Below are 10733 nucleotides of genomic sequence, written 5' to 3'. Positions count from 1 at the left end.
GCCTCCAGGGCGGACGCCCTGGAGGCCTTCATCGACCACTACAATTGGGAGAGACCGCACAGCGCCTGCGGGGGCCTGCCGCCCATGTCGCGCATCGTCGGCGTAAACAACGTCATGGCACGCAACACAGGACGAGCGCCAGGAGGTAGTACTTCGCATCGTCGCCGAGGTTGCCGAACTCGTCCACGAAGGCCGAGAGCTCCCTCATGCGAAACTTCCCTAGATAAAGAAAATGCCGGGGGGATCCCCCGGCTCTTGATTGCCACTCGTTTCCAAGTGACTGGTTATTTTATATCATCGGATGGTTGCCGCGCCAAGGCTCGCACCACTCTTGGAATAGTAGCGGGTGACTTTCAAAACGCCCCCCTTTCTGAATCAGTGCACAGAGGTGCAGAGTGGTGCAAAATCGCTGAAGATTTGACAAATCCACATTGAGCAAAGGGCTGATTCAAGGGAATCGGAATCAGCCAACTCGATCAAAACGAAGGAAACTCATCCCTACATCACAACCCCTTGAAGTAGCGCTCAATCTTCTTGGCCATCAGCACCCGGCGCTGCTCGAGAAATCCTTCGTAGTCCTCGGCGCCCATGTCGAAGATGCCGTTAGGAATGCAGTTAGCCTCCAAGTTCGCGGAGAGCTCCTCGTTGCTTCCGATGTCGCCGAAATACGTCTCGCCGGAGTCGATGGCGTCACGCGCGGTGGTGAAGTACTCACCGGGACGCTTCTTGCCGATGGCGATGTTGATGCGACGCTCGAGGTACGTGTAGTTCGCGACCTGGTTGTAGAGCCGCTGTGGGGCGTTGAGCTCCTCCTGGAGGTATGCCTTGGGGAAGATGTGGTGAATGTCCCCGACGTTTCCGATGATGTCCGCTACCTTGAACCCCTGGGTGAACAGCGTGTTGTTGGCCTCCCGCGCCTGGGCGGCCAGGAAAACCATCCACGCACCGGTCCTGGTCGACGTGGTGACGAGGTTCTGGGGAAGCTCGACCTCCCAGAACGTATCGGAGAGCCTTGAGGCCACAACCTCCTCGTAGAAAGGGAGGAAGCCCTGCTCCGAGATGCGCCTGATGTCGCGGTCCATCTGCGACTCGGACGAACCGGAGTAACGTCCCGTCAACACCGACATGACGTACCAGCGCTGGACCCAGCGCTTCACCTCGACTGCCGGAACCTCTGCGTCGTCGCGCAACCTGAGATACAGGTTGTAGGCGAAGTTGACGGCGCCCTTTGAGGACATGATCGACGGCGAGACGAACCCGGCCGACTTCAGCGCGGAGGTGAAGTCCTGGAAGCTGTCCTTGGTCATGAACCTGACGACGCCGTCGTGCAGCATCTCGAAGGACTCGTCTGCGATTTCGGCCTTGTAGTCGCGTTCCGCGAAGTCGCGCCCGGAGAGAAGGGCGACGAGGTCGGCGAGCTTGCCGCGGCCGAACTTGTACATGAACGCCACGCGCAGTACATCGTTGTAGTCGGGATCGTAGATGTCCTCTTTGTCGTTCTTTAGCCATTCCGCAAGCCCCGAGTACTCGGACGCCATGTAGTCGGTGTCCTGGTTGCTGATCGTGCTCCAGAACTCGGGCTTCACGGCAAGGTGGCAGTAGTAATCGATCGCCTTGCGCAGCATGTTTCCGCCGTGGGCCTCGTCGGCTGCGATCTTCGACATGGCGAAGTCCGCCTGTGAGAGGACCTTGCCCTTGGAGTTGATGCGGATGAAGATCTCAGTCACCTCGTCGATGCCGCAGTCGGCGTTGACGACGATGCAGCCGAGCTGCCGTGCGGCGATCGCCTTGAGGTCGTCGATACGGGAGCTGACCTCGTCGGGGTCGCACCCCTCGTTGGCCGCGATGTAGTCCCCGATGAACTTGAAGGTGCTGAACCCCGCGGCGAAGAGCACCGAGATGTCCGGTATCCACGCAGGGTTCTTCTCGATTACCGGCGTAAGAACCGCGAACGGGGTGTCGTCGCCGTCGTAGAGCGGGTTGAAGGCGATCTTCACGCGCTTGGACTCGTAGTCGTCGTTGAGGACTTGCCTGCCGGCGAGTGCGGCCATGAGTGCGGTCACTCTCTGCTGGCCGTCGATGAGGACGGTCTTGCCCTCGGCGGTGCCGCCGCCCTTGATCTTCACGTCGGGGTTCTTCCAGGTGATGAGGTATCCCGTCGGGTAACCGTGGTAGAGGGAGTCGACGAGGTCGCGCACCTGCGTGCTGTCCCACACGAACGGGCGCTGAATCTCCGGGATGGCGATGTCTCCGCTCTCGATGAGCCCGAGGATGCTCTGGACTGAGTATGTGGTTATGCTGAATCGGTCTTTCATGTGCCCTCTTCTCGAAATTCCTATGCTGCAATCGCTTTCGTATAGTAGAACCCGTAGACCTTCTGAACGATTTCGGGCAGATCGTCATCGGGGTAACTCTCCTCGGGAAGGCCGCTCCACAGCTCGTTTCTAATGAGCGAAAGAACCTCATTTCTCGTCTGGTCCTTCTCTGTCCAGCGGACCATCTCCGCAAGACGGGCCTCGACCACGTCCGCGAGCTCGATTGCGAGCGCCTTGATCTTGGCAATGTCCGTCTTCGAGAGCTCGTCTTTGAACATTAGCTCGAAGACGGCTTGCTGGTCCTCTCGTGCGAAGCCCTCCTTGATGTAGCTCTTTTGCTTCTCGTCGAGCTCCTCGGAGAGCTTCATCAATTCCAGGAACGTGCGCTCGATGGTCGCCTTGTCCTGCTCGGCATTGTACGAGTCGATGATCGACTCGTAGCGCTTGTAGTAGTCCGCGCGGAGGGGATTGCGTTTCATGGCATCCTCAATTCGCTCCTCGAGCACCTCCGAGAAGTCCTCGAGCAAGAGCTCCTTGCGCTGAACCTTCGCGAACTCGTTGCGCAGCTTGTCGAAGTTGATGCCGCTGATGTCGAACTTGGTGCTGGCCTTGCGCTCCTCTTGCGCCGAGGTCACAGTGACGCAGGAGTCGACGATCCCCTGCAGCTCGACCATCTGCTCGGTGGTATCCGCCACGCTAACCTTCTTCGTCAACTCGTTGTAGATGGCCCTCAGGGCATCCCTCCTCTGCCAGAGTTCCAGGCCGACTTCCTCGAGCTTCGTGAACTTGTACATCTTGAATAGCTCCCGCGAGACGATGCAGAAGCGCTTGCGCTGCTCCTGAGACCCGCAAACCGCGTTGGCACCGTCCTTGACTGCGGATATTTTGTCGAATCCCTTCGCGCTCATGAGCAACCCGAGGTCAAAGTCGTTGTCGAGCAACAGCTGTTCGAGATCGACGGTCAGGGACGCGATCTTCGCGAGGAGTTTTTCCTTGTCCACCACGGGGTCGGTGCCGGTTCCCTCCTTGGTGTTCGTGTAGTCCGCCAACGCCTTCCTCATGGCCTTCACGATGCCGACGTAGTCGACGATGAGGCCGTTGCTCTTGCCTTGGTCGACCCTGTTGGCGCGGGCGATCGCCTGCATCAGCGTATGTGCCTTCATCGGCTTGTCGAAGTACATCGTCCCCAGGGACTTGACGTCGAAGCCGGTGAGCCACATCGCGCACACGAAGACGATGCGGAGTGGGTTGTCGCGATCCTTGAACTCGTCGTCGAGCTTCCTCTTCTCCATCTTCTCCCTATGGGGCTTGATGTCGAGCCCCCAGGCGTTGAACCGGGCTATCTCGTTTTGCTCTTGGCTCACGACGACGCACATCTCCGTCGACTCCATCCAGTCGATCTTGCGCTGATGTTCGAGCGCCTCCTGCTGTTCCATTTTGGAGAGCTTCGCTTTCTCGTGGGCAATCTGCTCGGCCCAGAGCTTCTGGACCAGGTCGTACATCATGACGCAGGTCACCTTGTTCACGCACACGAACATCGCCTTGCCGCACTGCCAGATACTCGAGTAGTGGGAGACGAAGTCCCTCGCCACGGACTCGAGTCGGGGTTTCGACATGAGGATATGGACCTCCCGGCTCAGGTCTCGCTCGAGCTTCTCAGCCTGGTTCTCGTCCACGTCCATCTTCTCGACGGCGGACAGGAGCTCCTCGTTGATGTCGGGGTTCTCGATTCCCAGCATGTCGCTGCGGTTCTCGTAGTAGAGGGGTACCGTCGCCCCGTCCTCGACGGCGCGCTTGAAGTCGTATATAGACAAGTATCCGCCGAACGTGCGCGCGGTGAGGTTGTCATTCTCGAGCAGAGGGGTGCCCGTGAACCCGATCTTGGAAGCATCGGGCAGGATGCGGGCCATGTTGTCGGCGTAGATTCCGTTGTTCGTGCGGTGTGCCTCGTCCGACAGGATGATGATGTCGTGGTTGGGACGGATTGGCTCCGCATCCGAATCGTTAAACTTGTGGATGAGGCTGAAGATGAACGCGGGATTCCCCCCGAGCTTCTTCAGAAGATCTGCGCCGCTCGACGCTATGCACTCCTTGGAAGACACGCCCCCGAGGCACCCGCAGCTCTCGAACGTCTCGTAGATCTGGGTGTCGAGCTCGTCTCGATCGGTGAGGACGAGGAACGTCGGCGATACGGCACTCGAGCGGCGTTTGATCTTGCGCGCGATGAAGACCATCGAATAGCTCTTCCCAGAGCCCTGGGTATGCCAGAAGACGCCGAGCTTCCCTTCGTTGATCTCTCGGTTCTCGAACGCCTGGTACGCCTTGTTGACACCGAGGAACTGGTGGTTGCGCGCGAGGATCTTCGCCGCGGGCTCATGGCCGTGGTCGAACAGGATGAAGTTCTCGAGCAGATCCATGAAGTTCTTCTTGGAGCAGACGCCCTTAAGCATCGTCTCCAGGGCTACGGACCCGACGTCGTCGCCTTCATCGAGTCGCTTCCACTCGTGGAAGAACTCGTAGCTGCTTCCCAAGGTCCCGATTCGTGATTCGAGTCCGTTGGAGAGGATCACGAAGGCGTTGAAGTGGAAGATCTGCGGGATGGTGTCTTGGTAGTCGGAATAGTTGTCGTTGTAGGCGTTGCGGACGTCCTTGTCATGACGCTTGAACTCGACGAACACCAGCGGGACCCCGTTTACGAATCCGACGAGGTCGCATCGGCGCTTGTAGAGCGGGCTTTGAACCCAGAGCTCCTCGGCTGCGACGAAGTGGTTCCTCTCGGGGTGCTCGAAGTCGAACACCTGCGCGTGGAACGTTTCCGAGGTTCCGTCTTCCCGTGCCATCTCGACGGGGATACCGTCGCGTAGCATCTTGTACTTCTTCTCGTTCGTCTGAAGGAGGGAGTCGGTGGCCAGAGACGACTCGAGAGTCGACTTCGCCTCCTGAAGCTTCTCCTCGTCAAGCCACTCGTTCAACTCGAGGAGGGCGGAATCGAGATATCTGTCGAGGAGGACGTGCTCATAGTCGTACCTGCCGAGGGTGCCATCAGTCCCCAGGATCTCCTCGTCGAAGCAGTAAAAGACGTCCCAGCCCATGGATGCGAGCAGTTCCCCGGCGGGCTTCTGCACGGCATCCTCTTCGGAGTATCTACTCTTCGGCATTGGGACCTCCATTCGATTTGTCGTCAAGCAAGCCTCGATACCTAGTGTCCATCGGAATCGCGTCGTTGATCCACCCGCTGGAACTGACGGCGAGCTCATACAATGCCGTAAGCGTCAGCATATAAAGCTCGTGATCCCCCAAAAGTTCATCGAAGTGCACTGAGCCGGGAAATTCTGGAATCATTTTCTCGACTTGCAATCTTCCCCAGAGCGCGTTGTCAGGGCCGTGCGTTCCGTCGAGGTAGTGCAGCTTTTCAAGCTGGTACGCGTACTTTCCGGAAAAGTCCCCGGATGGACAAGGGTGCCATAAATCACCAAAGAGAGTCCATCCAGAATCATTGTCAAGACCAGAATTTTCTGCGCCTTCGTGAGTCATGGAATTCAGAGCGTGGCGCTCAAGCTCTAACGCATAAAGAAGTGCGTTTCTGTATCTATCGACCGCAGCGTAATTCACTGCATTGCTTGGCGTAAATTGGATCAGATCAAGCGCGAAATCGTAGATGAAATCTTCGTGACTCCCGAATCTTTCGTTTGCCTCGCTCTTGAGACGTAAGACGTAGGCGTCCAGCGACTCTTCAAGCCCTTTAGGCTGCACTGGTTTGGCGACATATGAGCGGATAACGTCATTTTGATATCTGCACAAACCCTTGGTTATCTCCGAGAGAAACTCATAACGCCTGACAACATAGGCAAATACCTCGTCAATGTAGATGCAAATGCTGTCGCCCCAGGAATTGTTTTCGTTGGTAAAAGCATTTGCATGCAAGTCGGCATCGTTCCAGAAGGAGCGGGTTAAAGAATCGCACCATACGACATATGGACAACTAACGAATTTGGAGTTCTGATAGCGCTTGTGCCGACTGGTGTTCTGCGGATGAACAACGCAAAGGGAACGCAAGAACTCAAAGTAGTCCTTATCAGTGCCGTTTCCGTCTTTGCCTCTTTTCTGAAAGATGTCGAACCGAGAGTCGAAGTTGGTCTGATCAACGTCAAACACATCGGCCAGCATATCGACGCTGTCGACAATCACCGAAGCGTTATTCATGAACTCGAAAAAATCAAATGCATTACCATGCTCCATTTTGCCAAGCTTCATGTCTTTGAGATAACCAGACGTGTCGTGAATCCTATGGACACAAGTCGCAATGCAATCCCAAGCGTTTATGCCGTGGTACTTACTCGTCGAAAACATCTTCTGCATCGAGATATGCTCTTCAGAATCGAGCTGCTTAGAGAAATCTTTGATTAATGAGAGGTCGAGAGCGATTTGAAAACAGCGTTCCATTATCACACCTCGATTTCGCCGGACATGAGTTTTGGAAGCAGGCGATTGCGGGCCTCGGAAAGCAAAGATGTTTGTTGTACGAGAGCTTTTATCTGATCAAACAGCGGGCCGCAAACGTAATGGAAATCGGAAAGAACACCTGCATTAGGAACAACAATTGGCATCGCTTTTACTATTGATGAATTTATTGCGACAGAAATTGATGATGTACTGCCCAATCTCGAATATTGAAAACTCGAAAGGTACTCGAACAAATACTCTCTCAATGTAGGGTCTGAATATTTAAAATGAGCAATGGCCTCGTTGGTTGCCATTGGGCGCATCGCGATAGAAACGCGGCCAACCGTCAATTTGAAGCTAAGCAAAATCGTTCCTTCAGGTACGATTTTTACGTTACAAACGTCGATCGCTTCATTGGTCAGGGATTCGCTGGTTTGCGCAATAAAAGCGCATGCGTTTCCGAGGTCGCGCACTGAGGCCCATGGAACACCATCCATGCAGAAATACTCCGAGATTTTTCTAGATGGCGTCTTCCCAATAGAAATTTCAGCAGATTTCGAAGCTGAAACCGTCTTCCATCCTTCAGGAAGGCCGTCAATGATGGCGACGTTTTCACATCCCGGGAACTTGAAATCGATGAACCACTCCTTGTAGAGACGCTGTGCAGCCTCCTCAAGCAGCTCAATCTGTCTGCGGTTGTCCTCGATGAGCTCGTCGTATGCAAAGAGGATATCCGAGATTCGCCGTTGCTCTGGCATGGGTGGAAGAGAAATTTGCATGCTCAGCAGATTTTCATTCTTAAGACTCGCTCTCGTCGTCATTGAAGAGAATTTCTGAAATTCATTTCTGAACTGCGGTGTGCGAAGGTAATAGCCGATGAACTCCGGGAGCACACTGTCTGTTACAGGGCGAAGTCTTTTGCAAAATCCATTGTACGTAGCGTGCGGATAGTCGCAGAGCGCAACAGAAGACATTCCAAGCTCGTCGTACGTTTCGCTCGTCCGGGTTATTAATACATCGCCACGCTTTACTGAATAGCTGTCCTGTTCGGGGGTGGTTGTTTGCACTAGCCCGTCAAACTGTCGCGGAAGAAAGAAATTATTAAAGACATCCTTAAAGGCAATAAAGGGATATCCACTTCCGAAATATTCTCGGCTTTTCGACAGGCCGTTATGGACGGAGTATAAATCGCCAAGTCGTACAGTGCTCCACTTGCTCATAGTTCCAGCTCCTTGAAATTCTTGGAGATGATTGCCATGAGGTCGTTGCTCTCGGCTTGCAGGCGAACGAGCTCCTCCTGGATTTCTCCCATGCGTTCGTGGAAATCGACCCCATCGTCCTCGATGGGCGGCACGCCGACATAGGCGCCAGGGGTCAGGCTCCAGGAGCTCTTGTCGGCAGACTGGTCGCCGCATATCTCGTCTCGAGTCGCAATCTTGCAAAGCCCGGGGACATCTGCCCACTCGCCATTGCCGAACTTCTCGGTGAGCCAGACGGCCTCCGATATGACGGTCGCGGCCGCCTCCATCTTCGCTACGTGGTCGGCGAGCACCTCGCGCCTTGCCTTCTGCTGACGCTTCGGGAGGTTATCTATCTCCTCCTTGTCGACCTGCTTTTGTCGCTCGATCGCCTCAAAGGCAACATCCTTCGCGCGAACGAAGTCATCAATATCGGAGATTCCCATCATGGCTTTACGCGCGCGCTCATCCTGGAACAGAGGGGCGACCTCGTCAATCGCCTTACGGTAATCGTCGATCAGCGCAGAGTACTTCTCGGTCTCCCCGCGGTAGAGCCAGACGATTGCGGAGAGGTTCTTCAGCTGCCAGGGCGTCCACTCGTTGAGCGTTGTGCTGACCGCAGTGTGGTAGCGCTGGGCGTCGATGAACAGCACCTTGTCTTTCAGCTCACCTTTCTTCCCCTTGTCGAAGAACCACAGGGTGCAGGGCAGGCTCTTGGTGTAGAAGAAGTTGTTGCCCACGTAGATCATTGTGTCGACGAAGCCGTCTTCCACGAGCTTGCGGCGCATGTGCTTCTCGGCGTTGGAGTCGGTCGCGGACGACGCCATAACGAAGCCCGCGCGTCCGCCCTTCTCGCCCTTTGCTTCATCGTGATCCTTGAGATACGAGAGGAAGTAGTTGATCCAGAGGTAGTTCGCTCCGCTCGTGGACACCTCTCCCTTCTTGTTCTCCTTTGGGGTGCCGAGGGGCAGGCGCCCAGCATCGATTGCCTGCGAAGCCTTCACCTTGTCGACGTTGAAGGGAGGGTTGGCGGCGACGTAGTCGCACTGGCCCTCTAGCTTGTGCGCATCGTGGTAGAAGGAGTTTGCCGCGTCTCCGGACTTGATGTCGCCGCATGCCTGCATGCCGTGGACGGCCATGTTCATGAGACAGAGGTCCGCGTTGTACTCGACCTTCTCCTGCCCGTAGAACATCATGGAGTCGATGGGGTTGCCGCCATTTTCGCGCACGTAGTCCGCGGCGCTCACGAACATGCCGCCCGATCCGCAGGCGGGGTCGAGCATTGTCCCGCGTTCGGGCTCGATGACGTTCATGATCATGCGGACAAGGGACTTGGGAGTGAAGAACACCCCGTCGTCGCTCGCGACCGACGGCGCGAACTTTCCGAGGAAGTACTCGTAGATGCGTCCGATGATGTCGTCGCCTTCTTCGTCCAGCTGTGGGTTGTTGAAGATACGGAGGACGTTGCGCAGTAGCTCGTTGCCGAGGTCGGTGTAGGTTTGCGGAAGCACACCGGAGAGGCTCGGATTGGCGTCCATGATCGCCTTCATGGCCCTGTTGACGACTTTGCCGGCATCCGCCGTCTCGGGAAGCATGAGTAGGTAATCGTATCGAGATTCCTCGGGAAGCCACATCGCCCCCTTTGCGGCGTAATCCTCGGGGGATACGGGAGCCTGCCGTCCCGTCTTCTTCGAGCGCTCTTCTTGAATCCGCGCGTCAGCACGCTTGAACCTGCCCCATGCGTAGCGGAGGAAGATGAGGCCGAGCACGGGCATACAGTACTGCTGGCTAGTCAGCTTCGAGTTGGCGCGGAGGTCGTCCGCGGCTTCCCAGAGTTCTTTCTCGAGTTTTGTGATATCTGCCACTTCTACTTCCTATCCTTCGTCAACTCGCCAACCAGACACTCACGCAAAAGCGAGCTGAACGTGGTGCCACGTAGCTCTGCTTCTTTCTTCGCCGAATCACGCAAGTTCGCGGGAATGCGGATCGTCACGGCAACGGCATCGCCGCCAGCGAGGAAAGCCCTCATATCGGTGGCGTCGGCGTCGCTCTTGACGAGATCGATGTATTCCACGGGTCATCACTCCTCTTATGTTTGCAATACAAAGTATTTTACACCTAGATTGAGACACCCATTGCCCCGGATATGGGACAGGTGGTCCTGACGCCACTTCCGGGAAATATTTCTTTTCCTTAGAAACCCTTAGAAAAACCCTATACGATCCCAACGCCATTTCTCGAGTTGAAACGCTCCTCCTATCGCAGTAAACAACCACCCATGAGCCCGCATCTGCGGGCGTACTCGACGCGTGCCCATCGCAATATGCCACGCATGCAGAAGGAGACATGGACTGCAACATGGGCCGAAGAGCGTCGCGGTCGCCGCTGACGGTGATCGGTGTCATTCCCATATCGAATAATTGCCTTGCAAGCCGCGGGGGCGCAGCAGCCGCACCTACGCAGGATGCGGCCGAGGGTGCAGTTCAGTCCTGGCTGTCGGCATCCCGAGAACGAATCCAGTCGATATCGCCTCACATTGAAGGGCGGCGGTGCCAAACGCCCCTAGCTGTTTAGTGCCAACAGGTTGTTTACGTCTGACTAGTGACAAGCAGGGAGGGCTCCGCGAAGCTGTGGATTGTCTAGGTCTGCAGCGAAGAGAGGGGCCCTCCCATGTCACAACATCCTAACGCACGCCTCACGCCTCGGGGCCGTCAGCGGCTGGTCGAGCGCATCGAGG

6 protein-coding genes and 1 pseudogene are annotated in these 10733 nt (G+C 56.1%); 1 reads left to right on the top strand and 6 read right to left on the bottom strand.

Features of this window, described 5'->3' with window-relative positions:
* Positions 1–18: 18 nt before the first annotated feature.
* Positions 19–75: pseudogene (locus GDJ97_RS09750) on the top strand (integrase core domain-containing protein); the annotation flags it as partial.
* A gap of 428 nt (positions 76–503) precedes the next feature.
* Here the strand turns inward: GDJ97_RS09750 and GDJ97_RS01550 are convergent.
* Genes GDJ97_RS01550 through GDJ97_RS01525 form a run of 6 tightly spaced genes read right to left on the bottom strand, consistent with a single transcriptional unit; the run spans position 504 to position 10070 of the window.
* Entirely contained in the window at positions 504–2315 is a 1812-nt protein-coding gene (locus GDJ97_RS01550; RefSeq protein ID WP_152069484.1) for a DUF262 domain-containing protein, read from the bottom strand.
* A gap of 20 nt (positions 2316–2335) precedes the next feature.
* Positions 2336–5473: a type I restriction endonuclease subunit R gene (locus tag GDJ97_RS01545; RefSeq protein ID WP_152069483.1), complete on the bottom strand. Its 3138-nt coding sequence runs from the start codon at positions 5471–5473 to the stop codon at positions 2336–2338.
* Positions 5460–6758 carry a hypothetical protein gene (locus GDJ97_RS01540; protein WP_152069482.1) on the bottom strand — a complete coding sequence of 433 codons (1299 nt, stop codon included), beginning with the start codon at positions 6756–6758 and terminating at the stop codon, positions 5460–5462. The genes GDJ97_RS01545 and GDJ97_RS01540 overlap by 14 nt, the downstream gene beginning before the upstream one ends.
* 2 nt (positions 6759–6760) lie before the next feature.
* Positions 6761–7978, bottom strand: a complete 1218-nt coding sequence (locus GDJ97_RS01535) for a restriction endonuclease subunit S (RefSeq protein ID WP_152069481.1) — start codon at positions 7976–7978, stop codon at positions 6761–6763.
* A complete protein-coding gene (locus GDJ97_RS01530; protein WP_152069480.1) occupies positions 7975–9861 on the bottom strand; it encodes a class I SAM-dependent DNA methyltransferase in 1887 nt (628 codons plus the stop codon). The genes GDJ97_RS01535 and GDJ97_RS01530 overlap by 4 nt, the downstream gene beginning before the upstream one ends.
* Positions 9862–9863: 2 nt before the next feature.
* Positions 9864–10070, bottom strand: coding sequence for a hypothetical protein (locus tag GDJ97_RS01525; protein ID WP_152069479.1), 207 nt, complete (start codon positions 10068–10070; stop codon positions 9864–9866).
* Positions 10071–10733 lie beyond the last annotated feature (663 nt).

Origin of the sequence: Collinsella sp. AK_207A (assembly GCF_902501965.1) — a bacterium.
Classification (GTDB): Bacteria; Actinomycetota; Coriobacteriia; order Coriobacteriales; family Coriobacteriaceae; genus Collinsella.
The sequence above is the reverse complement of the archived record's forward strand: the minus strand, read 5'-3'. Positions and strand labels throughout refer to the sequence as shown.

What these genes read in the sequence shown, in the direction of transcription:
- GDJ97_RS01550 (WP_152069484.1), bottom strand. Translation starts at nt 2,315, where the DNA reads ATGAAAGACCGATTCAGCATAACCACATACTCAGTCCAGAGCATCCTC.
- GDJ97_RS01545 (WP_152069483.1), bottom strand. Translation starts at nt 5,473, where the DNA reads ATGCCGAAGAGTAGATACTCCGAAGAGGATGCCGTGCAGAAGCCCGCC.
- GDJ97_RS01540 (WP_152069482.1), bottom strand. Translation starts at nt 6,758, where the DNA reads ATGGAACGCTGTTTTCAAATCGCTCTCGACCTCTCATTAATCAAAGAT.
- GDJ97_RS01535 (WP_152069481.1), bottom strand. Translation starts at nt 7,978, where the DNA reads ATGAGCAAGTGGAGCACTGTACGACTTGGCGATTTATACTCCGTCCAT.